A 23,812-nucleotide genomic window follows, 5' to 3' on the forward strand; every position below is an offset into this window, starting at 1 on the left:
TAAAGAGGGAGAAGTCGGATGCGCGCCTGGGCGGCAGCGCTAGCGGCAAGCGGCCGCGGTACGTCAGAGCCAGCGCTCCCAGAGCGGTTTCAGGTCGGGCGGCAATGGCGGCAGGCCACCGAGCTCGATGCGGCCCTCGCCCGGCGCATGGAAATCCGAGCCGCGCGACACCTCGAAGCCGAAGCGGCGCGCGACGTCCGCGTATTCGCGGTACTGGTCGGGCGTGTGGCTGCCCGTAATGACCTCGATCGCGCGGCCGCCCAGATCGATGAATTCACCGAAAAACACATCGAATTCGACCGACGTGTAGCGATAGCGGCCCGGGTGCGCGACCACGGCCTCGCCGCCCGCCGCGCGAATCCATGCAACGGCGTCGGACAGCGTCGCCCAGCGGTGCGGGACGAACCCGGGCTTGCCGTCGCCGAGCAGGCGGTCGAACACATCGGAGGTCGATTCGGCATGACCGTTCTCGACCAGGAAGCGCGCGAAGTGGGTGCGCGAGATCAGGTCGGGATTCGATACGTACTTGAGTGCGCCTTCGTACGCGCCGGGAATGCCGAGCGTCTCGAGTTGCGCGGCGATCGCCCGTGCACGGGCGGCGCGGCCGTGGCGCGTGCGGTAGAGGCCGTCCACGAGCGTCGGGTTCGACGGATCGATGTGCAGCCCGACGATATGCACGGTGCGCGACGCCCATGTAACCGAAATCTCGACACCGCTCAGGTAGCGCATCCCCAGCGCCTCCGCCTCGCTGCGCGCCGCCGCCTGGCCGCCGACTTCGTCGTGGTCGGTCAGCGCCCACAGGGTCACGCCGCCGGCATGGGCGCGGCGCGCGACGTCGGCAGGCGACAGCAACCCGTCGGAAACATTCGAATGGCAGTGGAGATCAGCGTTCATTGTCGGTATGGCAGGTGAAGCTTCATTCTACTGCAATGCGGCAATTGCGCCGCCCGCCTGCCCCGCCGCCGCTGCCGCCGGCCTACGCGCAGAACGCCTCGATCAGCGCCGCGATCTGCTCCGGCTGGTCGTGATGAACCATGTGGCCGGCATCCTCGACGAGCTTTTCGCGCCAGTCGGGGAACGCGCCGAAGCGCGCCTTGAATTCCGGCAGCGGGATGTCGCCGGCGAGATACGCGAGCGTCGGCGAATTGACGGCCTCGACGTGCAGCACCTTCGCACGCACCTGCTTCCAGACGGCCATCACCTCGTCGAGCCGGTACAGCTGCGGGCCCGCCATCTTGTGCGCGGGATCCGCCAGCAGGTGGTAGAGGCCGTCGTCGCCACGCTTCGACCAGTGCGCGGCAAGGAATGCGGCCCTGCGCGGTTCGAGCCGCGGATTGGTCTTGATCAGCCGGGCCGCCACATCGTCGAGCGACGCGTAAGGGCGCAACACCGGCGGCTCGCGCAGCTCGTCGAGCCAGCCGCGCAGCCGGCGCGGCGCCTGCTCGGCCCGCGCGGGGGCGAGCCCGAACCCTTCGAGGTCGACCACGCGCCGCACGCGCTCCGGGCGCGCGCCCGCGTACAGGCACACGACGTTCGCCCCCATGCTGTGCCCGATCAGATTGACTTCGCCGGTAGGCGCATAGTGATCGACGAGCGCATCGAGGTCGCCCAGGTACTCGTGGAACCAGTAATGACCGCCGCCCTGCCTCGCGACCGGCCAGTCGGACTGGCCGAAGCCGCGCGCATCCGGCGCGATCACCTGCCAGTCGCCCGCGAGTGCGTCGACGACGAACTGGAACGATGCCGCGACGTCCATCCAGCCGTGCAGCATGAACAGCGTCGGCGCATCGGGCCGGCCCCAGCGCCGCACATGCAGCTTGACGCCGCGCACCGTGACGAAATCGGAAACAGAACTCGAGGCACCCATTGCAGCCGCCAAAAAAAGAATGATCGTTCGATTATAGCGATGGCGCTTCCGTTCCGGCGCCTGGCAGTCGAGGCAACTCTCTAGCGCCGGCGTATGGAATCGGCATGTCGGACACCGCGGACATGCCGCCGAACGATCCGCGGGGCCGGCGCAGCGACAGCGTTCGCCCGCCCGTCGGGAGCTCGCGGCGGCCGGCCGCGCTAACCGGCCGCCTTGCCGTCCGCCGCGTCCTGCGCGGCGAGTTCGTCCAGCTCCGCCTGCTCGAACCCCGCGATGCGACGCGCGTCGAAATTGAAAGGGCCGCGCAGTCGCGGCGCATGGTACTGCTCGGCGAGCTCGCGGTAGGCCGGCACCGGATCACGGCCTGCCTCGTCGCACAAGTACCGGAACCAGCGATTCCCGATCGCGACATGGCCGATCTCGTCGCGCAGGATCACGTCGAGGATCGCCGCGGACGCGTCGTCGCCCGCCTGCACGAGCCGCGCGCGGATCGGCGGCGACGCGTCGAGCCCGCGCGCCTCGAGCGTGCGCGGCACGAGCGCCATCCGCGCGAGCACATCGGCCTTGGTCCGCTCGCACATCTCCCACAGCCCGTTGTGCGCGGGAAAATCACCGTACGCATGCCCGAACCCGGCAAGCCGCTCGGACAGCAGCGTGAAGTGATGGGCCTCCTCGGCCGCGACCTGCAGCCAGTCCGCATAGAATGCGTCCGGCATCCCGGCGAAGCGCCACACAGCGTCGAGCGCGAGGTTGATCGCGTTGAATTCGATATGCGCGAGGGCGTGCAGCAGCACCGCGCGCCCCGCGGGCGAGCGCATGCTGCGGCGCTCGAGCTGGCGCGGCTCGACGAGCGGCGGGCGCGCCGGACGGCCGGGCAGGTCGGTCGGTTCGTCCAGATCGAGCGCCGGTGCGATCGCGGCCTGCCCGGCCAGCAGCGCGTCATGCAGCGCGCGGACCCGAGCGGCCTTCGCGGCCGGCTCGGACATCCGCAGCGCGTCGAGCGCGGTGCGTCGCACGCAGTACGGCGCAGCCATGAAAGTAGAAGGCTCCATGTTCATCAAGCGGGGGCACCGCCCGTGCGCATCGCGGGAGCGCATGCACGCGACGGTTTACAATATGCGTTTGTGCCGTCACGCAATGCGCCCGGCACGCCAGACGCGCCATTCTACCGGCGCCCATCATCGAAGAGACCAGGAGACTCCGTGACGATCTACAAACTGGGCGAGACGGCCCCGACGATCCACGAAAGCGTATTCGTCGCCGATACGGCGGCCATCATCGGCAAGGTCGTGCTCGAGGAAAACGCGAGCGTATGGTTCGGCGCGACGATTCGCGGCGACAACGAGACGATCGCGGTCGGTGCCGGCAGCAACGTCCAGGAAGGCGCGGTCCTGCATACGGACCCCGGCTTTCCTCTGACGATTGCCGAGAACGTGACGATCGGGCACCAGGCGATGCTGCACGGATGCACGATCGGCGAAGGTTCGCTGATCGGGATTCAGGCCGTGGTCTTGAATGGTGCGGTCATCGGCCGCAACTGTCTGGTTGGTGCCGGCGCGGTGGTGACGGAAGGCAAGACGTTCCCGGACAATTCGCTGATTCTCGGCGCCCCGGCGAAGGTCGTGCGCGAGCTGTCGGCAGACGACATCGCGCGGCTGCGCGCAAATGCGAAGACGTACGTCGAACGACGCGCGCATTTCAAGGAGCAACTCGTGCGGATCGGCTGATTCGCGCGGATTTCAAGGAAGAAGAGTGAGCGACCAGTTACAGAAATTCATGTTCAATTCGGCACCCGTGCGCGGCGAGATCGTGTCGCTGCGCAACACGTGGCAAGAGGTGCTTTCCCGCCGTGACTACCCTGCCCCGGTGCGCACGGTGCTCGGCGAGATGATGGCCGCGTGTGCGCTGCTGTCCGCGAACCTGAAATTTCACGGCACCCTCATCATGCAGATCTTCGGCGACGGGCCGGTCCAGATGCTGGTCGTCCAGTGCGGCTCGGACCTGTCGATGCGCGCCACCGCCAAGTTCGCCGGCGACGTCGCGCAGACGATCGGCGACGACACGCACTTCGCGTCGCTCGTCAACGCGAGCGGCCACGGCCGTTGCGTGATCACGCTCGACCCGGCCGAGAAGCTGCCGGGCCAGCAGCCGTATCAGGGCATCGTGCCGCTGAACGGCGTCGACGGTCCGCTCGAATCGGTGTCGCAAGTGCTCGAGCATTACATGCATCACTCGGAGCAGCTCGACACGCGGCTGTGGCTCGCGGCCGATCGCGACCGCGCGGTCGGCATGCTGCTGCAGAAGCTGCCGGGCGACGGCGGCATCGTGCCGCGCAACGCCGAGACCGACGCCGACACGTGGGAGCGCGTCTGCACGCTCGGCGGCACGCTGTCCGCGAAGGAACTGCTCGAGGTCGAACCGGAAGTCGTGTTCCGCCGGCTCTTCTGGCAGGAAAACGTGCAGCACTTCGACCCGGCCGGTACGCGCTTCCAGTGCTCGTGCTCGCGCGAGAAGGTCGGCGCGATGCTGCGCATGCTCGGCCGCGACGAAGTCGACAGCGTGATCGTCGAGCGCGGTCACGTCGAGATCCACTGCGAGTTCTGCAACCAGCGCTACGAGTTCGATCCCGTCGACGTCGCGCAGCTGTTCGCCGCGCCGGAGCTCGCGACCGGCATCACGCCCGCGACCGATCAGCGTCACTGAGTGAGCGGCGCGCCCGTGCGAGCCATGCGCGCGCGGGCGCATAATGACGCACGAGCGTCGCACGCACGGCTCAGGCGCCGGAGGTCCGGCCTTCGGCGCAAACCGCTTTCCGCTGTCGGCGCGCTGCTGGAGAAATTCATGAATCGCCCATTCCGCACCCTCGTCCTGACCAGTGTCGCAGCAGGCACACTGGCCCTCGCCGGCTGCGCGGTACAGCCGCCTTCGTCGACGATCCTGAGCCGGCTGCCCGAACCGGGCGCATCGGGCGGACAGCCGCCCGCACTGTCGAGCGCGGAGCGCAAACGCTACGACGAAATCGACCGGCAGGTGCTGCGCGAGCAGAACGACGCGATGGCGGCCGAGGCCGCCGCGCGCGCCTGGGCGTATTACTCGCCGCCCCCCGTGACCGTCTACGGCGGTTATTACGGCGGCGGTTGGGGAAACCGGTGGGGCACCGGCATCGGTTATGGCTACGGTTACCCGGGCTGGTGGTGGTGACGCGTGATCGCGTCGACCGACTCGATTGAAGACTGACAGGAAATAAAAAAGCGCGGCATTTCCCGCGCTTTTTCAATGGTTCGGACTCCCGCGCTCAGTGATGCGCGGCCTTGCCCTTCTCGCCGCCGTGATGCCGCGACGGCTTCGCGATCGATTGCGGGTTCGGCACGACCCGCACGGGCGCCGAGGACACCGTACCGCGCGTCGACGTGCTCGAAGGCATGTTGTTCAGCGGCGCGGCCGGCGCATTCGGCGACACGAACTGCACGAATACTTCGCCGTCCTTCACCATGCCCATCTCGTAGCGCGCGCGCTCCTCGATGGCCGCGGTACCGCCCTGCAGATCCTGCACTTCGCCCGCGATCCGTTCATTGCGCAGCTTCTCGTCCGCATTCTTCTGCAGTTGATCGCCGAGCTGCTGGCGCAATTCGTGCACCCGCAACCAGCCGCCGTGTCCCCACCATAGGGGGTACTGAATGAGCGCCAGCAAGGCAATCAGGACGACAGTGACAAGCCGCATGTAGGAGACGCAGATATAAGAAGCGCCGCTCCGCGCAACATGCACAGAGCGGCGTCGAGATGACGAACCCGATAGTAGCGCGTTAGCGCAGGTTATAGAAAGCCGATTTGCCCGGGTAGCTCGCGATATCGCCGAGGTCTTCCTCGATGCGCAGCAGCTGGTTGTACTTCGAGATGCGATCGCTGCGCGACAGCGAACCCGTCTTGATCTGACCGGCGTTCAGGCCGACCGCGATGTCCGCGATCGTCGAATCTTCCGTTTCGCCCGAGCGGTGCGAGATCACGGCCGTGTAGCCCGCGCGCTTCGCCATTTCGATTGCCGCGAACGTTTCGGTCAGCGTACCGATCTGGTTGATCTTGATGAGGATCGAGTTCGCGATGCCCTTCTCGATGCCTTCCTTCAGGATGCGCGTGTTCGTGACGAACAGGTCGTCGCCGACGAGCTGCACCTTCTTGCCGAGGCGCTCGGTCAGCAGCTTCCAGCCGTCCCAGTCGCCTTCGTGCATGCCGTCCTCGATCGACACGATCGGGAACTTGTCGGCGAGCGTCGCGAGGTAGTCGGTGAATTCGGCCGACGACAGTTGCAGGCCTTCGCCCGCGAGCTGGTACTTGCCGTCGTGGTAGAACTCGGATGCGGCGCAGTCGAGCGCGAGCAGCACGTCTTCGCCCGCACGGTAGCCGGCCTTCTCGATCGCCTGCAGGATCGTCGACAGGCACTCGTCGTTGCTGCCGAAGTTCGGCGCGAAGCCGCCTTCGTCGCCGACTGCCGTGCTCATGCCGCGGTCGCTCAGGATCTTCTTCAGCGCGTGGAACACTTCCGCGCCGCAACGCAGGGCTTCACGGAACGTCGGCTGGCTCACCGGGACGATCATGAATTCCTGGATGTCGAGGCTGTTGTTCGCGTGCGCGCCGCCGTTGACGATGTTCATCATCGGGACGGGTAACTGCATCGCGCCCGAGCCGCCGAAGTAGCGGTACAGCGGCAGGCCGGCTTCTTCAGCCGCTGCCTTCGCGACGGCCATCGACACGGCCAGCATCGCGTTCGCGCCGAGGCGCGACTTGTTGTCGGTGCCGTCCAGCTCGAGCAGCGTCTTGTCGAGGAACGCCTGTTCCGACGCGTCGAGGCCCATGATCGCTTCGGAGATTTCGGTGTTGATGTGCTCGACTGCCTTCAGCACGCCCTTGCCGTTGTAGCGGCCGGCTTCGCCGTCGCGCAGTTCGATCGCTTCACGCGAGCCGGTGGACGCGCCCGACGGCACCGCCGCGCGGCCCATCGTGCCCGATTCGAGCAGCACGTCGCATTCGACGGTGGGGTTGCCGCGCGAATCCAGAATCTCGCGGCCGATGATATCTACGATTGCACTCATGGGTTTCCTCTGAGAATGACGATGGATTCTTCAAACTGCGATGGCACGCGCGCCGAAACCGCCTACGCTACTGACGCGCGAAGCCGCCGCAAGGTTCATTCGATCTTTAGTTGAAATCGTTTTCCAGGAACGGATTGCGCTTCACCGCCTGGTCGAGCGTGACGAGGGTCTCCAGCAGCGCGCCCATCCGGTTCAGCGGCACCGCGTTCGGGCCGTCCGACTTCGCTTCGGCCGGATTCGGGTGCGTTTCCATGAACAGGCCCGCGACGCCCGTCGCGACCGCGGCACGCGCGAGCACCGGCACGAATTCGCGCTGGCCGCCCGAGCTCGTGCCCTGCCCGCCCGGCAGCTGCACCGAGTGGGTCGCGTCGAACACGACCGGCGCGCTCGTCTCGCGCATGATCGCGAGCGAACGCATGTCGGACACGAGGTTGTTGTAGCCGAACGAGACGCCGCGCTCGCACGCCATGAAGCGGTCTTCCGACAGACCGGCTTCACGCGCCGCGTCGCGCGCCTTGTCGATCACGTTCTTCATGTCGTGCGGCGCGAGGAACTGGCCCTTCTTGATGTTGACGGGCTTGCCCGAGCGCGCGCACGCGTGGATGAAGTCGGTCTGGCGGCACAGAAACGCGGGCGTCTGCAGCACGTCGACGACCGACGCGACCTGCTCGATCTCTTCGATCGAATGCACGTCGGTCAGCACCGGCAGGCCGAGCTGGCGCTTCACCTCGCCGAGGATCCGCAGCCCCTCGTCCATTCCGAGGCCGCGAAACGACTTGCCCGAGCTGCGATTCGCCTTGTCGTAGGACGATTTGTAGATGAACGGAACGTTCAGCTTCTCGCAGATCTCCTTCAGGCGGCCCGCCGTGTCGATCGTCATCTGCTCCGATTCGACGACGCAGGTACCCGCGATCAGGAAGAAAGGCTGGTCGAGACCGACCTCGAAATCGCACAGCTTCATGCTTGCACTCCACGCGCCTGCTTGTTGGCGAGCGCGGCTTCGACGAACGACTTGAACAGGGGATGACCGTCACGCGGCGTGGACGTGAATTCCGGGTGGAACTGGACGCCAACGAACCACGGGTGCATCGAACGCGGCAGCTCCATCATTTCCGGCAGATCCTCGCTCGGGGTACGGGCGCTGATGATAAGGCCGCCGGCTTCGAGCTGGGGCACGAAGCGGTTATTGACTTCATAACGGTGGCGGTGGCGCTCGTTCACGTCCTTGCCGTAGATCTCTTCGGCCATCGTGCCGGGCTTGATCGGGCAACGTTGCGAGCCGAGGCGCATCGTGCCGCCGAGATCGGATTCCTCGGTGCGCGTCTCGACCTTGCCTTCGCGGTCGTACCACTCGGTGATCAGCGCGACCACACGTTCTGGCGTGTCCGGATCGAATTCCGTGCTGTTCGCCTGCTTCATGCCGACGACGTCGCGTGCGAATTCGATCACCGCGAGCTGCATGCCGAGGCAGATGCCGAGGTACGGCACCTTCGACTCGCGCGCGTAGCGGATCGCGGCGATCTTGCCTTCCGTGCCGCGACGGCCGAAACCGCCCGGCACCAGCACGGCGTCGAGATGCTTCAGGCTGTCGACACCGTTCGTCTCGATCTCTTCCGAGTCGATGTACTCGATGTTGACCTTGGTCGACGTGTGCAGCGATGCGTGGCGCAGCGCCTCGATCAGCGACTTGTACGACTCGGTCAGGTCGACATACTTGCCGACCATGCCGATCGTGACTTCGTGCTTCGGGTTTTCCAGCTTCTCGACGAGCTCCGTCCACATGCTCAGGTCGGCGTCCTTCGGCGACAGCTTCAGTTCCTCGCAGATGATCCGGTCGAGGCCCTGGTCGTGCAGCATCTGCGGAATCTTGTAGATGCTGTCGGCGTCCCACACCGAGATCACGGCGTCTTCCGGCACGTTCGAGAACATCGAGATCTTCTTCGATTCGTCGTCGGGGATGCGGCGATCCGCACGGCACAGCAGCACGTGCGGCAGGATGCCGATCTCGCGCAGCTTCTGCACGCTGTGCTGGGTCGGCTTCGTCTTCAGCTCGCCGGCCGTCGCGACGTACGGCACCAGCGTCAGGTGCACGAAGCACGCGCTGTTGCGGCCGAGGCGCAGGCTCATCTGGCGCGCGGCCTCGAGGAACGGCAGCGACTCGATGTCGCCGACCGTGCCGCCGATCTCGACGATCGCGACGTCCGGCTCGCCGCAGGTGGCCGATGCCGCCCCGCGCTCGATGAACGCCTGGATTTCGTTCGTGATGTGCGGAATCACCTGCACGGTCTTGCCGAGATAGTCGCCGCGGCGTTCCTTGCGGATCACCGATTCGTAGATCTGGCCGGTCGTGAAGTTGTTGGCCTTGCGCATCTTCGTGCTGATGAAGCGCTCATAGTGGCCGAGGTCGAGGTCGGTCTCCGCTCCGTCTTCCGTCACGAACACTTCGCCGTGCTGGAACGGGCTCATCGTGCCGGGGTCGACGTTGATGTAGGGATCGAGTTTGAGGAGGGTGACTTTCAGACCGCGCGATTCGAGGATCGCGGCGAGAGAGGCGGCGGCAATACCCTTGCCGAGGGAAGAAACTACGCCGCCGGTGACGAAAACATATTTGGTCATCGCTGGATGCTCGCGGGAAAAACGGATTATACCGTAAAGCCCGCCCTTCTCTCAGCAATTGACGCGATGATCGCGCCCTTTCGCGCTGTGCCGCGCCAGCCGTGCGCGCCGGCCGGCTGGTCGGTGCAACCGCGCACGCCGGCCCGGTGCACCGGGCCGATGCCTCAGGCGCTTTTCGCGAGCGCCGCGCTGTCGCGCGGCACGCCGCCCTCCGCCGTTTTCAGCGAACTCAGCATCCGCTGCAATGCGCGGGCCGTCTCGATCGGCCGCTCCATCGGGAACAGGTGGCTGCCCTCGAGCCATTCGATGCGCCCGCGCGCCGCGCGACGCGTCGCATCGAGCCCGACCTGCCGCACTTCGCGCGAGCGCGTGCCGGCGAGAAAGCCGAGCGGCACCGGCGCGCCATGCGCGAGCCGCGGACCGAGCGTATGCGGCAGTGTCCGGTAGATCAGGTATTCGACCTGCCGGTCGAACGCGAGCACGCGTTCGCCGTCGGCGCCCGCCTGTGGAATGCCGTAGTCGATGTAGTCGGACAGCATCCGCTCGTCCCAGCGCGCGAACGCGGGTTTCTCGTGAAAGTGCCGCCAGGCTTCGTCGCGACTCACCCAGCGCGTGCGTCGGTTGCGCGTCGCGGCCGCCGGCGACAGCCGTTCGTCGAGCCCGGCCCACTGGCTCGCGCGCAATGCGCCGGCGCGCCATCCCGCGATGATCGGCGAATCGATCATCACCACGCCGCGCACCCAGTGCGGCTTCTTCAGCGCGGCCATCAGCGACAGGTAGCCGCCGAGCGAATGGCCGACGAGCCAGACCGGGCGCTCGTAGCGACTGCCGATGTCGTCGAGCAGCTGCTCGACGAGATGCGGCCAGTCGCGCGTCACCGGGTAGCGGCGGTCGTGACCGATGCGCTCGATGTAGCGCAGCTCGTAGTCGTCTGCCAGCTCGGCGAAGATCGTCCGGTACGTCGATGCCGGAAAACCGTTCGCGTGCGAGAAATGGAGGATGTCCTTCAAACGCCGATGTCTCCTTTGTCGACCGGAGTCAGCGCGCTCGAGCTGACTCCCGTCCCATGCTTCGCGGTCGCCGGGGCTGGCCCTTCAGCGCCACCTCCGGCCTCCGCCTTCTTGACCCGCGCCATCGCGCCGCTCACCGGTCCATCCAGTACCGCCGCTGCGCATCGCGATGACGCTCGAACGCGAAGCCGCCGCCCGCCGGGGCGATGTCGAACCTCACGGCCCCGTCGCGATCGGTGCGCGGCAGCGGAATCCCGCGCGTTTCGTAGCGCGCGAGGACCGTCCGGTGCGGATGCCCGAATCGATTGCGATAGCCTACAGGAAATACCGCGACGCGCGGCCCGACCGAATCGAGGAAAGGCTCGACCGACGACGTGCGGCTGCCGTGGTGCGGCACGACGAGGATCTGCGCGGCCAGCGCGTCGCGCGCATCGTCTACCAGACGGCGCTCGGCGCGTGCCTCGATGTCGCCCGTCAGCAGCGCCGACGTGTCACCCGCGTCGATGCGCAGCACGCACGATTTCTCGTTCGAGGAACCCGCGCCGGCAACGCCCGGCGGCCACAACATCGTGAATACGACGCCGTCCCAGATCCACCGCTGTCCGGCCGCGCACGGCAGCCGATCCGCCACGCCGGCCGCCTGCGCGTCGCGCCACAGCCGGTGCCGCGGCGCAATGCCGGCGAGCAGCTGGCGGACCTCGGCGGCCGCATAGACGGCCGCCGCGCCGCCCGCGTGATCGGCGTCCGCATGACTCAGGACGAGCGAATCGACGGTACGGATTCCGCGGGCGCGCAACGTCGGCGCGACGATCCGCGCACCGGCGTGGGTCGACTCCGCCCCCGGTCCCGCGTCGAACAGCAAGGTCCGGCGCGCGGTCTCCACCAGCACCGACGCGCCCTGCCCGACGTCGAGCACGGTCAGCCGGAAGCCGCCAGGCGGCGGCGCATCGGGTGCTGGCGCGACCAGCGGCAGCCATGTCATCGGCGCCGCCCAGCGCAGCGGCCAGCCGCGCGGCATCAAAACCCACGCGACACCCACGCACGCAAGCGCCAGAACCGGCCAGTCGGGCATGCGCAGCCAGAACACGCCGGCCGGCCAGTCGGCAAGGTGCCGGAGCAGCGCCATCATCGGTTCGAGCGCCGCATGCGCGAGCCGGAACGCATACGCGTCCAACGGCGCGGGCAACCCGATCCCGGCGAGCACGATCGGCGTCACCACGGCGCTGACCCACGGGATCGCAAACGCATTCCCGAACGGGCCCGATACCGAGATCTGAGCGAACCACGCGGCCGTCAGCGGCGCAAGACCGATCGTCACCGCGTACTGCACGCGTGTCGCCTCCGCGACACGGCGCCCGGCACGCTTGCACCACGCGCACAGGCGGTGCCAGCGGTCGACCGTGGCAACGCCGTCCGTCCCACGGTCGTCGCCGCCGTCGAATTCGCGCACCGCGCGCCAGCCCGCCACGGCCATCAGGATCACGGCGACCGCGCCAAAAGACAGCCAGAACCCGGCCGACACCACCGCCCACGGATCGACCAGCAGCACGCCGCCGAGCGCCGCGCACAACACGGCGGACGGCGGCACGCTGCGTCCGGCGAGATAGGCAGCCGCCCCGGCCGCGATCATCCACCACGCGCGCTGCGCCGGCACGTTGAACCCGGCAAGCGCCGCATAGCCGGCGGCAGCCGTCAGCGCCGCCACCGAAGCCGCATATGGCGCAGGCATCGCGAGTGCCGCGGCGTGTCCGCGCCAGCGCAGACGCCGCCAGACCCACGAAACGATCCCGCCCGCGATCGTGCCGACGAGCCCGACGTGCAGGCCCGAAATCGCGACCAGATGACTCGTGCCCGTATTGCGCAGCACGCGCCATGCGTCGTCGCCGATGCCGGATTGATCGCCGACCGCGAGCGCGGTCACGATGCCGCGGTGGCGCGCGTCGCTGCCGAGCGCGTCGCCGATATCGTTGCGCAGCGCGTCGCGCAGCCGATCGATCGATGCGCGCCATCCCGATGCCCTCGCGTCGAGCAGCTCCGCCCGCTCGGGCGCGACCACATAGCCGATCGCGCGAATGCCCGCGGCAAGCCACGCCGCCTCGCTGTCGCGCACGCCGGGATTCGCCTCGGCATGCGGGCGCTTCAGGCGCACCACGAGACGCCAGCGCTGCGCGGCGCGCAAATCGGGCATCGCGTCGCGTGCTGCGCGCGCGCCGTACGTGCGCCACGACAACCGGATCAGCGGAGGGAAACGGGCCAGCCCCGCATCGTTCGATTCGACGGCCAACAGCAGTCGCGCGCCGGTATCGTCGATCACCGGCAACCCGCGGATCACGCCCGTGACGACGATATCGCGCCCTTCCCGCTCGACAGGCAGGCTGTCACGCAGCCGCCATTCGGCACGTGCGGCCGCATAGCCGAATCCGATCGCACCGGCGGCGCATGCGCACAGCATCCACCGGAGCGCGACGTTCGCGCGGGTTCGACGGCGCCGCGCACACCCTGCGAGCAGCGCGCCGCAACCGGCCAGAACGACCGCCCCGCCCACCCAGCCGCCCATGCCCGGCAACGCCGCCTGCCGCTGCAGCACGACGACGCCGAGCGCAAACGCGATCCACCACACGCGCATCGCACCTCCTCGTCGATCTGGCGCCGCCGTCGATGCGGCACCTTCCGGCAACGATTATGCGGACGAAAGTGCGAGGCGCGGCAGCGCGGCGAGCGCGTTAGCCGTTGTGGATAGGGACAGCGCGTGCGCGTCGATCCCGCGCAGTTCGGCGAGCACGCCGCCGATGCGCGGCACCTGGTCGGGCGCGTTGCGGGACTTGTACGCCCATTCAGGCGCGATGTCGGGCGCATCCGTCTCGACGACGATCGCGTCGAGCGGCAACTGCGCGGCGAGCCGCCGGATCTGCAACGCGCGTCCGAACGTCACGTTGCCACCGAAACCGAGATGCAGCCCCTGCGCGAGATACGCATCGGCCTGCTGGAAACTGCCGTTGAACGCATGCGCGATGCCACGCCGCACGCCGAAGCGGCGCAGCCCGGCGAGCACGCGGTCCTGCGACTTGCGCACGTGGCACAACACCGGCAGGTCGAATTCGCGCGCGAGCTTCAGCTGCCCCTGATAGAAGAATTGCTGGCGATCCTCGTCGAGGCCCGGCACGAAGTAGTCGAGACCGATCTCGCCGATCGCGACGAAGCGCGGATCATCGAGGCTTGCCTCGATCTCCATGCGCAGGCGGTCGAGATCCTCGTCGCGCGCGTGCGGCGTATACATCGGATGGATGCCGAGCGCGTAGACGGCGCCCGGCGTGCGCTGCGCCAGTTCGCGCACGGTCGTGAAATTGTCGCGTCCGATGCTCGGAATCACGATGCGCGACACGCCGGCCGCGCGCGCCGCGTGCGCGACGGCGTCGCGGTCGGCGTCGAACTCGGCGGCATCGAGATGGCAATGCGTATCGATCCACATGGCGGCTTTCCTGCGCCCTCGCCGCCGCGCCGGGACTCGCCCGGCGGCACGGCGGGGCGTTCGTTCACACCGGCAGCGCCGGCTCCTCGTGCAGCACGCCGTCGCGCAGGCGCATGATGCGGTCGCAGCGCGCCGCGAGCTCGGGATCGTGCGTGACGATCACGAAACTCGTTTCGAGCGTCTCGGACAGTTCGAGCATCAGGTTGAACACGGTGTCGGCGGTCGTGCCGTCGAGGTTGCCGGTCGGCTCGTCGGCGAGTACGCACGCGGGCTTCGTCACCAGCGCACGCGCGATCGCCACGCGCTGCCGCTCACCGCCCGACAGCTCGCCCGGCCGATGCTTCGCACGCGGCCCGAGACCGACGCGTTCGAGCATCGCCTGTGCCTGCGCGCGTGCATCCTCGGTCGTCATCCGGCGGATGCGCAGCGGCATCGCGACGTTGTCGAGTGCGGTGAATTCCGGCAGCAGGTGATGGAACTGGTAGACGAAGCCGAGCGCGCGGTTGCGCAGTTCGTTGCGCTCGCGCTCGGCGAGTTGCGTAAACGGCTTGCCGAGCAGCGACACTTCGCCGGCGCTCGGTTCGTCGAGGCCGCCCAGCACGTGCAGCAGCGTGCTCTTGCCGGAGCCCGACGCGCCGACGACCGCGAGCTTCTCGCCGCGCCGCACCGTCAGCTCGGTGTTGTTGAGCACCTGCACGTTGAAGCCGCCCTGCACGAACGCCTTCGTGATCCCGCGCGCCTGAAGCACGTATTCCTGCATACCTGCCGAATCCTGTCTGATGGGTTGTCGTGAATCCGCCAATGCGGTCGCGCGATCATTCATAGCGCAGCGCCTCCGCCGGCTTCACCTTCGCGCCGCGCCAGCTCGGATAGAGCGTCGCGACGGCCGACAGCACGAACGCGATCAGACCGATCTTGATGACGTCGCCCGCGACGAGCTCCGACGGCAGCTCGCTGATGAAGTACACCGACGGCGGCAGGAACTGCACGCCGAACAGATGCTCGATCATCGGGATCAGCCACGGAATGCTCCACGCGATCAGGCAGCCGAGCGCGACGCCCGACGCGGTGCCGACGAAGCCGATCGTCACGCCCTGCACGACGAAGATCTTCATGATCGAGCCTGGTTGCGCGCCGAGCGTGCGCAGGATCGCGATGTCGGCCTGCTTGTTGGTCACCGTCATCACGAGCGACGACACGAGGTTGAACGCGGCCACCGCGATGATCAGCGTGAGGATGATGAACATCATCCGCTTCTCGATCTGCACGGCCGAGAACCAGGTCTTGTTCTGCTGGGTCCAGTCGCGGATGTACAGGCTGCCCGACAGCGTATGCGACAGCTCGACCGCGACCTGCGGCGCCTTCTGCATGTCGGTGAGCCGCAGCCGCACGCCGGTCGGCGCGGACATCCGGAACAGCGCCTCCGCATCGCGGATGTTGATCATCGCGAGCGTGCTGTCGTATTCGTAGTGGCCCGATTCGAACACGCCGACCACCGTGAACTGCTTGAGCCGCGGCATCATCCCGGCCGGCGTGATCGTGCCTTCGGGCGCGACGAGCGTGACCTTGTCGCCGACCGTCACGCCGAGGTTGCCGGCGAGCGCGTCGCCGAGCACGATGCCGAACTGGCCGGGCACGAGCGCGGCGAGCTGGCCCGCCTTCATGTCCTTGCCGATGTCCGACACCTGCGGTTCGAGCGACGGCTCGACGCCGCGCAGCATCACGCCGCTCACCGCGTCCTGGCGCGTGAGCAGCGCCTGCGCGTCGACGTACGGCGCCGCGCCGATCACCGACGTATTGCGGCGCGCTTCCTGCGCGGTCAATTGCCAATCGGGCATCGAGCCGGTCGGCGAGAATACCTCGACGTGCGCAAGCACCGACAGCATGCGGTCGCGCACTTCCTTCTGGAAGCCGTTCATCACGGACAGCACGACGATCAGCGCCGCGACCCCGAGCGCGATCCCGAGCATCGAAACGAGCGCGATGAAGGAAATGAAGCCGTTGCCGGTCGTGCGTTTGCCGGCGCGCGTGTAGCGCCAGCCGATCTGCCATTCGTACGGAAGTTTCAAGCGAATCCTTTCTGCTGGTTACGGCGGGGATGGCGGCCCGTGGCCGGAGCGCCGTCCGGCGGCGGCCGACCGCCCGGGCACGGCCGAAAAAACGGTCGCCGGACGCAATCGGGCCGTCCGCCGGCCCGATCACGCGCGCAGTTTGCCATACAATGCGCACCATCATGCACGACCGACGCCTCCATTTTCTCGTTCCGTTCGCGCTGCCGTCGGCGGCCGATGCGACCTCGTCCCTGCACACGCTGGACAGCCCCGCGCTCGAAAAGTTGCTCGCCCGCGCAAGCCTCGTCGAGCGCGTGGCCGGCGAGGACTTCCAGCGCACGCTGCCGCACGAACGCTGGCTGGCCCGCCAGTTCGGCGCGACCCAGGGCAACGCCGCCGACGAGGCGCCGCTCGCGCCCTACATGCTGCTGGCGGACGGCGGCGACCCGGGCACCCAGGCCTGGGCGTGCGTCGAACCCGTCCACGTCGAAATCGCTCACGACCACCTCGTGCTCGTCGACCCGGCGAGCCTCGCGCTCGACGACGGCGACGCCGCCGCATTGCTGGCGGTCGCGCGCCCGCTGATCGAGGAGCTCGGCGTGCGGCTGGAGGCGCCGCAGCCGGCGCGCTGGTACCTGTCCAGCGAGCAGCTCGCCCGCCTCGCCGGCGCAGCGCCGCTGCGCGCGAGCGGCCGCAACATCGAGATCTGGCTGCCGCACGAAGCGCACACCGGCGAACGCTCGCGGATGTGGATGAAGCTGCAGAACGAAGTGCAGATGGCGTGGTTCCAGCATCCGGTCAACGAAGCGCGCGAAGCGCGCGGGCTGCCCGCCGTCAATTCGATCTGGTTCCATGCGCAAGGCACGCTGAAGCCGGTCGGCAAGCCGTTCGCGCGCGTGCTCTCCGCGTCGCCCGCGGCGCTCGGCCTCGCGCGCGCCGCGCAAGCCGAAGCCGGTGCCGTGCCGGCCGCACTCGACACACTGCCCGCCGCCGCCGGCGCGACGCTCGTCGAGCTGCCCACGCTGTCTGCCCCGTACATCGAGCAGGACTGGCCACGCTGGCACGATGCGCTCGCCGCGCTCGAGCGCGACTGGTTCGCGCCGTCCCTCGCCGCGCTGCAGAACGGCGAGCTGGCCGGCGTCGATTTCACGCTGTGCGGCGACACCAGCTCCGTGACGCTGCACGCGACGCGCGGCGACCTGCGCAAGTTCTGGCGCCGCCGCGCGCTGGCATCCCTGTTCGAATAACCCGACCTGTATGACCCGGATCGTTACCCGCCCCGTCGCGCCCGCCGACGCCGAAGCGCTCGCGCGCCACGGCCTGCATCCCGTCCTCGCGCGCCTCTATGCGTCGCGCGGCGTGCAGTCTCCGACCGACATCGAGACGGCCCTCACGCGCCTCGTCCCGCCCACCGAACTGAAAGGCTGCGCGGACGCCGCGGCGCTGCTCGCCGACGCGATCGCCGACAAGCGGCGCCTGCTGGTCGTCGCCGACTACGACTGCGACGGCGCGACCGCGTGCGCGGTCGCGGTGCGCGGCCTGCGGATGTTCGGCGCGCAGATCGACTACCTCGTGCCGAACCGCTTCGAATACGGCTACGGACTCACGCCCGAGATCGTCGAACTCGCGGCCGCGCGCAAGCCCGACCTGCTGATCACCGTCGACAACGGGATCGCGAGCGTCGCGGGCGTCGAAGCCGCGAACGCGCGCGGCATCGACGTGCTCGTCACCGATCACCACCTGCCCGGCGACGCGCTGCCCGCGGCGCGCGCGATCGTCAACCCGAACCAGCCCGGCTGCGCATTCCCGAGCAAGCACATCGCCGGCGTCGGCGTGATGTTCTACGTGCTGCTCGCGCTGCGCGCCGAGCTGCGCCGCCGCGGCGCGTTCGCGAGCAAGGAGGCCGAACCGCGCCTCGACGGGCTGCTCGACCTCGTCGCGCTCGGCACCGTCGCCGACGTCGTGCGGCTCGACGGCAACAACCGCGTGCTCGTCGCGCAGGGGCTGCAGCGCATCCGCAACGGCCGCATGCAGCCGGGCATCGCCGCGCTGTTCCGCGCGGCCGGCCGCGAGGCGCGCACCGCATCGGGCTTCGACCTCGGCTTCGGCCTCGGCCCGCGCCTGAACGCCGCCGGGCGGCTCTCGGACATGTCGCTCGGCATCGAGTGCCTTATCACCGACGACATCGGCCGCGCGTGGGACCTCGCGCAGCAGCTCGATACGATGAACCGCGAGCGCCGCGAGATCGAGGCCGGCATGCAGCAGCAGGCGCTGGCCGATCTCGCCGACGTCGATCCGGCCGATGCGTGCACGATCACGCTGTTCAACCCCGAATGGCACCAGGGCGTGATCGGCATCGTCGCCGGGCGGCTCAAGGAGAAATTCCACCGCCCGTCGTTCACGTTCGCGCATGCGGACGAAGCCGGCACGCGGGTCAAGGGTTCGGGCCGCTCGATTCCCGGCTTCCACCTGCGTGACGCGCTCGACCTGGTATCGAAGCGCGAACCCGACCTGATCGTCGCGTTCGGCGGCCACGCGATGGCGGCGGGCCTCACGCTCGACACCGACAACGTGCCGCGCTTCGCGGCCGCGTTCGAGGCCGTCGCGCGCGAGTGGTTGTCCGACGACGCGCTGGCGCGCGTGATCGAGACCGACGGCGAACTCGAAGAAGCGTATTTCACGCCGCAGTTCGTCGGGCTGCTCGATGAAGCCGTCTGGGGCCAGGGCTTTCCGGCCCCGCTTTTCTCCGGCGAATTCGATGTCGTGTCGCAGTCGCTCGTGAAGGAAAAGCACCTGAAGCTGCAGCTGGCGCGCGGCCGCCAGCGCTTCAACGCGATCTGGTTCAACCACACCGAGCCGCTTCCGGCGAGCGCGCTGATCGCGTACCGCCTCGTGGCCGACACGTGGAACGGCGTGACGCGCGTCCAGCTGATCGTCGAACACGCGGCCGGCTGAGCGCCGCCCGCCCGGCCAACCCGCCGCGGCACGCGCGGGCCGCATGCGCGCCGCGCCGCACGGGGCCGCGGCGCGCATGCAAGCACGTTCCGCGTCACCGGGAAACCCTGCCGATCGGCTATAATTCCGCTTTTTTACGAAGCAAGAATAGCGAACGATCATGGAAGCGGAACGTCTCAACGCGATCGAAAGCTCCCTGCTCGACCTGCGCACGCGCGCGGGCGAGCTTCGGGGGTATCTTTGACTACGACGCCAAATCTGCGCGTCTGACCGAAGTCAACAAGGAACTCGAAGACCCGAACGTCTGGAACGATTCGAAGAACGCCCAGGCACTCGGCCGCGAGAAGAAGCTGCTCGAAGGCGTCGTCACGACGCTGACGGCACTCGATAGCGACCTGCGCGATGCGCTCGACCTGTTCGAGCTGGCACGCGAGGAAGGCGACGAAGACACCCTCGTCGCATCCGAAGACGACGCGAAGAAGCTCGAAGCGCGCGTCGGCGACATCGAATTCCGCCGGATGTTCTCGAACCCGGCCGACCCGAACAACTGCTTCATCGACATCCAGGCCGGCGCCGGCGGCACCGAGGCGTGCGACTGGGCGTCGATGCTGCTGCGCCAATACCTGCGCTACTGCGAACGCAAGGGCTTCAAGGCCGAAGTGCTCGAAGAGTCCGACGGCGACGTCGCGGGCATCAAGAACGCGACGATCAAGGTGTCGGGCGAATACGCGTACGGCTTCCTGCGCACCGAAACCGGCATCCACCGCCTCGTGCGCAAGTCGCCGTTCGACTCGTCGGGCGGCCGCCACACGTCGTTCTCGTCGGTGTTCGTGTATCCGGAAATCGACGACTCGATCGAAGTCGAGGTCAACCCGGCCGATCTGCGCATCGACACGTACCGCGCATCGGGCGCGGGCGGCCAGCACATCAACAAGACCGACTCGGCCGTGCGGATCACGCACATGCCGACCGGCATCGTCGTGCAGTGCCAGAACGACCGCTCGCAGCACCGCAACCGCGCCGAAGCGATGGCCATGCTGAAGTCGCGCCTGTACGAAGCCGAAATGCGCAAGCGCCAGGCCGAGCAGGACAAGCTCGAATCGAGCAAGACCGATGTGGGCTGGGGTCACCAGATCCGCTCGTACGTCCTCGATCAGAGCCGCGTGAAGGACCTCCGTACGAACGTCGAAATGAGCAACACGAAGGCCGTGCTCGACGGCGATCTCGACGACTTCATCAGCGCGAGCCTCAAACAGGGCGTGTAAGCGCCGCGGCGCGGCCCCTGCGGTCGCGCCGCCCTTCCCGTTGCGTTGCCGCACCCACTCCGAATTCCGACCATCATGACCGAACCGACCCAAACGCAGCCCGCCGTCGCGGCGGACGAAAACCAGATCATCGCCGAGCGCCGCGAGAAGCTGCGCGCATTGCGCGAGCAAGGCGTCGCCTATCCGAACGATTTCCGGCCGACGCATCACGCCGCCGATCTCCAGGCGAAATTCGCCGACTCGGACAAGGCCGCGCTCGAGGCGAACCCGGTCGAGGTATCGGTCGCCGGCCGCATGATGCTCAAGCGCGTGATGGGCAAGGCGAGCTTCGCGACGGTGCAGGACGGTTCGGGCCAGATCCAGTTCTTCGTGACGCCGAACGACGTCGGCGCGGAAACCTACGACGCATTCAAGAAGTGGGACCTCGGCGACATCGTCGCCGCGCGCGGCGTGCTGTTCCGCACCAACAAGGGCGAGCTGTCGGTCCAGTGCAAGGAGCTGCGCCTGCTGTCGAAGGCGCTGCGTCCGCTGCCGGACAAGTTCCACGGCCTCGCCGACCAGGAAATGCGCTATCGCCAGCGCTACGTCGACCTGATCGTCACGCCGGAAACGCGTGACACGTTCCGCGCGCGCACCAAGACCATCGCGTCGATCCGCAAGTTCATGGACAACGCCGACTTCATGGAAGTCGAAACGCCGATGCTGCACCCGATCCCGGGCGGCGCCGCGGCGAAGCCGTTCGTCACGCACCACAACGCGCTCGACATGCAGATGTTCCTGCGCATCGCGCCGGAGCTGTACCTGAAGCGCCTGATCGTCGGCGGCTTCGAACGCGTGTTCGAGATCAACCGCAACTTCCGGAATGAAGGCGTGTCGCCGCGCCACAACCCGGAATTCACGATGATGGAGTTCTACGCCGCGTACACCGACTACCGCTGGCTGATGGACTTCACCGAGCAGCTGATCCGCCAGGCGGCGATCGATGCGCTCGGCACCGCGACGATCCAGTACCAGGGCCGCGAGCTCGACCTCGCGAAGCCGTTCCACCGCCTGACGATCACGCAGGCGATCCAGAAGTACGCGCCGCAGTACACCGACGGCCAGCTGTCGGACGACGCGTTCCTGCGCTCCGAACTGAAGCGCCTCGGCGTGGACGTGTCGCAGCCGGCCTTCCTGAACGCCGGCATCGGCGCGCTGCAGCTCGCGCTGTTCGAGGAAACCGCCGAATCGCAGCTGTGGGAGCCGACCTACATCATCGATTACCCGGTCGAGGTGTCGCCGCTCGCACGCGCATCGGATACGGTGCCGGGCATCACCGAGCGTTTCGAGCTGTTCATGACCGGCCGCGAGATCGCGAACGGCTTCTCGGAGCTGAATGATCCGGAAGACCAGGCCGCGCGCTTCAAGAAGCAGGTCGAGCAGAAGGATGCAGGCGACGAGGAAGCGATGTTCTTCGACGCCGACTACATCCGCGCGCTCGAACACGGGATGCCGCCGACGGGTGGTTGCGGGATCGGCATCGACCGTCTCGTGATGCTGCTGACCGACAGCCCGACGATCCGCGACGTGCTGCTGTTCCCGCACCTGCGCCGCGAAGACTGACGGCCGATCCCGCGTGTGCGCCGCGCCCTGCGGCGCGCACGCGTCAGCTTTGTAACCACGCGTAAATCCCGCCCGCCGGCGTTCGCCGGTTTTCGATCCTCCCCCGTTTTATCTCCTCGTCGCGACGGCCTTCTCCGGGTTTTCCCTGTAACGCCCGCCGCCCCGCTGCAGCAATTCGTTACACCTTGATACGGTGCGACCCTCGCCCGTGAATGACACTCCTGTTGCGTCACCACGCATGACCACGGGACCAGAACGCGGCGCCGGAACGCCGAGTCTGCTCGCTCCCGAGCGTGGGATCCGGCCGGCACCAACGTGCGAAGCCAGGTCGACACCGGAGAACAAAATGGACAACCAGAATCAAACCACGCCGCAAAAGCAACGCCTTCACCCGCTCATCGCGACCGCGGCAGGCGCCGTGATCGTCGCGAGCCTCGCGGCCACCGCTGCGATCACGGGCATCTTCCCGAAGGCCAACAGCAACAATGCGCAGAACGGCCAGACCCAGGCCGCGCTGATCGCGTCGCAGCCGGCCGTCGATACGGCCGCTGCGGCCAGCGCCGCGCTCGCCGCGCAAGCGCAGCAGCAGGCAGCCGAACAGGCCGCGCAGCAGAAGGCGGCGGCTGAGAAGGCGGCGGCAGCCCAGGCCGAACCGAAGCCCGCGCCGCGCCCTGCCGCCACGCACCGCCGCCATACGCCGGCGCCGCAACCGCCGCAATACGCGCAGCAGCCGTCCGCGCCCGCGCAGGCGGCCTATTGCCAGACCTGCGGCACCGTCGTCGCGATCACGCAGACGCGTACGCCGGGCCAGAGCTCGGGGATCGGCGCGGTCGGCGGCGCAGCGGCCGGCGGCCTGCTCGGCAACCAGTTCGGTCACGGCAACGGCCGCACGGCGATGACGATCATCGGCGCGCTCGGCGGCGGTCTCGCCGGCAATCAGGTCGAGAAGCAGGTGCGCGCGGAAACCGACTACCAGGTGCAGGTCCAGATGGAAAGCGGCGCGACGCGCACGTTCACGTACCACAACCCGCCGCCGTTCGGCCAGGGCCAGCGCGTGCGGATCGAGAACGGGACGCTGGTCGGCGCGTAACGCCTGACGTCTCGCCGGGCGGCCCTTGCGCCGCGCCGGAAATGAAAAAGGCTCGTGATGCTTCACGAGCCTTTTCTTTTTGCGGGAGCGTTGCCGGAGCCACATGGCGCGAGGCGCCACAGCGAATCTCAGTCTTCGTCGTCGAAGTCGGATTCATCGATCCAGTGGGCCTGGATCGCTTCGAGGATCTTCTCGCCCGAGTGCGCCGGGTCGTCGGTGAAGCCGTCCAGTTCGATGACCCATTGGCGCAGGTCGACGAAATTGATCCGCTGCGGATCGACGTCCGGATGCTTGTCTGCCAGCGCGATGGCGATTTCGCGCGAATCGGTCCATTTCATGGCCTGCTCTCCCGTGTGCGCGGCGAGTCCGCCCCGCCGATCCGTCAGTGATTTTCCTTCGCGTGGTTGATCGAGTACTTCGGGATCTCGACCACCAGGTCCGAATCTTCCTTCACGATTGCCTGGCACGACAGGCGCGACGTCGGCTCGAGGCCCCACGCCTTGTCGAGCAGGTCGTCTTCGTCCTCGTCGGACGGGTCGAGATCGTTGAAGCCCTCGCGGATCACCACGTGGCAGGTCGTGCATGCGCACGACTTCTCGCACGCATGCTCGATCTCGATCCCGTTGTCGAGCAGGTTGTCGCAAATACTCTTGCCGGGCGTCGCGTCGATCACTGCGCCGTCCGGGCACAGTTCGACGTGAGGCAGCACCACCAGTTGAGGCATGTCCGTTCCGTCAGTCAGGGTGCGGCGACTGGCGCCGCACGGTTCAATATCGCGCGGGCCGTCGCCGGCCCGCGCG

At 67.9% G+C, this 23,812-nt stretch carries 22 protein-coding genes; 8 read left to right on the top strand and 14 right to left on the bottom strand.

The genetic code is table 11. From position 1 onward, the window contains the following. Positions 1-63: 63 nt before the first annotated feature. From HWX25_RS12360 to HWX25_RS12370, 3 genes are all read right to left on the bottom strand, one after another. A complete protein-coding gene (locus HWX25_RS12360; RefSeq protein ID WP_175908659.1) occupies positions 64-894 on the bottom strand; it encodes a 3',5'-nucleoside bisphosphate phosphatase in 831 nt (276 codons plus the stop codon). 82 nt (positions 895-976) lie between these two features. After that, positions 977-1,867, bottom strand: coding sequence for an alpha/beta fold hydrolase (locus HWX25_RS12365; RefSeq protein ID WP_175908660.1), 891 nt, complete (start codon positions 1,865-1,867; stop codon positions 977-979). A 200-nt stretch (positions 1,868-2,067) separates the two neighbouring features. After that, positions 2,068-2,925, bottom strand: a complete 858-nt coding sequence (locus tag HWX25_RS12370) for a ferritin-like domain-containing protein (protein WP_175908661.1) — start codon at positions 2,923-2,925, stop codon at positions 2,068-2,070. 144 nt (positions 2,926-3,069) lie between these two features. Between HWX25_RS12370 and HWX25_RS12375 the strand changes: the two genes are divergently transcribed. The 3 genes from HWX25_RS12375 to HWX25_RS12385 all read left to right on the top strand — a co-directional run bounded on the left by HWX25_RS12375 (position 3,070) and on the right by HWX25_RS12385 (position 5,068). Further along, positions 3,070-3,594, top strand: coding sequence for a gamma carbonic anhydrase family protein (locus HWX25_RS12375; protein ID WP_059817822.1), 525 nt, complete (start codon positions 3,070-3,072; stop codon positions 3,592-3,594). A gap of 25 nt (positions 3,595-3,619) precedes the next feature. Continuing rightward, the gene (hslO, locus tag HWX25_RS12380; RefSeq protein WP_059535822.1) at positions 3,620-4,570 is read left to right on the top strand and encodes an Hsp33 family molecular chaperone HslO; all 951 of its coding nucleotides are present in this window, start codon (positions 3,620-3,622) and stop codon (positions 4,568-4,570) included. 138 nt (positions 4,571-4,708) lie between these two features. Next, entirely contained in the window at positions 4,709-5,068 is a 360-nt protein-coding gene (locus HWX25_RS12385) for a hypothetical protein (protein ID WP_059817823.1), read from the top strand. Between the two features lie 94 nt (positions 5,069-5,162). Here the strand turns inward: HWX25_RS12385 and ftsB are convergent, their stop codons facing one another. The 9 genes from ftsB to HWX25_RS12430 all read right to left on the bottom strand — a co-directional run bounded on the left by ftsB (position 5,163) and on the right by HWX25_RS12430 (position 16,118). Continuing rightward, on the bottom strand, positions 5,163-5,588 hold the full coding sequence (gene ftsB / locus HWX25_RS12390) for a cell division protein FtsB (protein WP_175908662.1): 426 nt from the start codon (positions 5,586-5,588) through the stop codon (positions 5,163-5,165). 82 nt (positions 5,589-5,670) lie between these two features. Then, positions 5,671-6,954, bottom strand: a complete 1,284-nt coding sequence (gene eno, locus HWX25_RS12395; RefSeq protein ID WP_011885396.1) for a phosphopyruvate hydratase — start codon at positions 6,952-6,954, stop codon at positions 5,671-5,673. Between the two features lie 106 nt (positions 6,955-7,060). Continuing rightward, positions 7,061-7,915, bottom strand: coding sequence for a 3-deoxy-8-phosphooctulonate synthase (gene kdsA, locus HWX25_RS12400; protein WP_014896643.1), 855 nt, complete (start codon positions 7,913-7,915; stop codon positions 7,061-7,063). After that, entirely contained in the window at positions 7,912-9,570 is a 1,659-nt protein-coding gene (locus HWX25_RS12405; RefSeq protein ID WP_175908663.1) for a CTP synthase, read from the bottom strand. Before HWX25_RS12405 ends, kdsA begins: the two co-directional genes overlap by 4 nt. A gap of 164 nt (positions 9,571-9,734) precedes the next feature. Continuing rightward, positions 9,735-10,580 (bottom strand): alpha/beta hydrolase, encoded by an 846-nt coding sequence (locus HWX25_RS12410; RefSeq protein WP_059535830.1) that lies wholly within the window; start codon positions 10,578-10,580, stop codon positions 9,735-9,737. 133 nt (positions 10,581-10,713) lie between these two features. Then, positions 10,714-13,206 (bottom strand): DNA internalization-related competence protein ComEC/Rec2, encoded by a 2,493-nt coding sequence (locus tag HWX25_RS12415; RefSeq protein ID WP_175908664.1) that lies wholly within the window; start codon positions 13,204-13,206, stop codon positions 10,714-10,716. A gap of 54 nt (positions 13,207-13,260) precedes the next feature. After that, the gene (locus HWX25_RS12420) at positions 13,261-14,049 is read right to left on the bottom strand and encodes a TatD family hydrolase (RefSeq protein WP_175908665.1); all 789 of its coding nucleotides are present in this window, start codon (positions 14,047-14,049) and stop codon (positions 13,261-13,263) included. Positions 14,050-14,113: 64 nt separating this feature from the next. Further along, positions 14,114-14,809 carry a lipoprotein-releasing ABC transporter ATP-binding protein LolD gene (gene lolD, locus HWX25_RS12425; RefSeq protein WP_059450449.1) on the bottom strand — a complete coding sequence of 232 codons (696 nt, stop codon included), beginning with the start codon at positions 14,807-14,809 and terminating at the stop codon, positions 14,114-14,116. Between the two features lie 55 nt (positions 14,810-14,864). Further along, positions 14,865-16,118 carry a lipoprotein-releasing ABC transporter permease subunit gene (locus HWX25_RS12430; RefSeq protein ID WP_059535838.1) on the bottom strand — a complete coding sequence of 418 codons (1,254 nt, stop codon included), beginning with the start codon at positions 16,116-16,118 and terminating at the stop codon, positions 14,865-14,867. A 152-nt stretch (positions 16,119-16,270) separates the two neighbouring features. Between HWX25_RS12430 and HWX25_RS12435 the strand changes: the two genes are divergently transcribed. From HWX25_RS12435 to HWX25_RS12455, 5 genes are all read left to right on the top strand, one after another. Then, the gene (locus tag HWX25_RS12435; RefSeq protein WP_175908666.1) at positions 16,271-17,347 is read left to right on the top strand and encodes a regulator; all 1,077 of its coding nucleotides are present in this window, start codon (positions 16,271-16,273) and stop codon (positions 17,345-17,347) included. Positions 17,348-17,357: 10 nt separating this feature from the next. Next, positions 17,358-19,055: a single-stranded-DNA-specific exonuclease RecJ gene (gene recJ, locus HWX25_RS12440; RefSeq protein WP_175908667.1), complete on the top strand. Its 1,698-nt coding sequence runs from the start codon at positions 17,358-17,360 to the stop codon at positions 19,053-19,055. Between the two features lie 160 nt (positions 19,056-19,215). Beyond that, a protein-coding gene (prfB, locus tag HWX25_RS12445) for a peptide chain release factor 2 (RefSeq protein WP_107938119.1) occupies positions 19,216-20,320 on the top strand; the annotation gives its coding sequence in 2 pieces (ribosomal slippage) (positions 19,216-19,296 and positions 19,298-20,320; 1,104 coding nt in all). A gap of 75 nt (positions 20,321-20,395) precedes the next feature. Then, positions 20,396-21,922 carry a lysine--tRNA ligase gene (gene lysS / locus HWX25_RS12450; RefSeq protein WP_059535844.1) on the top strand — a complete coding sequence of 509 codons (1,527 nt, stop codon included), beginning with the start codon at positions 20,396-20,398 and terminating at the stop codon, positions 21,920-21,922. Between the two features lie 346 nt (positions 21,923-22,268). Beyond that, positions 22,269-23,012, top strand: a complete 744-nt coding sequence (locus HWX25_RS12455) for a glycine zipper 2TM domain-containing protein (RefSeq protein ID WP_059535846.1) — start codon at positions 22,269-22,271, stop codon at positions 23,010-23,012. 128 nt (positions 23,013-23,140) lie between these two features. Here the strand turns inward: HWX25_RS12455 and iscX are convergent, their stop codons facing one another. Beyond that, positions 23,141-23,350: a Fe-S cluster assembly protein IscX gene (gene iscX, locus HWX25_RS12460; RefSeq protein WP_040144569.1), complete on the bottom strand. Its 210-nt coding sequence runs from the start codon at positions 23,348-23,350 to the stop codon at positions 23,141-23,143. A 44-nt stretch (positions 23,351-23,394) separates the two neighbouring features. Continuing rightward, positions 23,395-23,736, bottom strand: coding sequence for an ISC system 2Fe-2S type ferredoxin (gene fdx / locus HWX25_RS12465; protein WP_059464189.1), 342 nt, complete (start codon positions 23,734-23,736; stop codon positions 23,395-23,397). Positions 23,737-23,812 lie beyond the last annotated feature (76 nt).

The sequence above is a fragment of the Burkholderia sp. BCC1640 genome (genome assembly GCF_902833125.1).
In the GTDB taxonomy this organism is placed as follows: Bacteria; Pseudomonadota; Gammaproteobacteria; order Burkholderiales; family Burkholderiaceae; genus Burkholderia; species Burkholderia diffusa.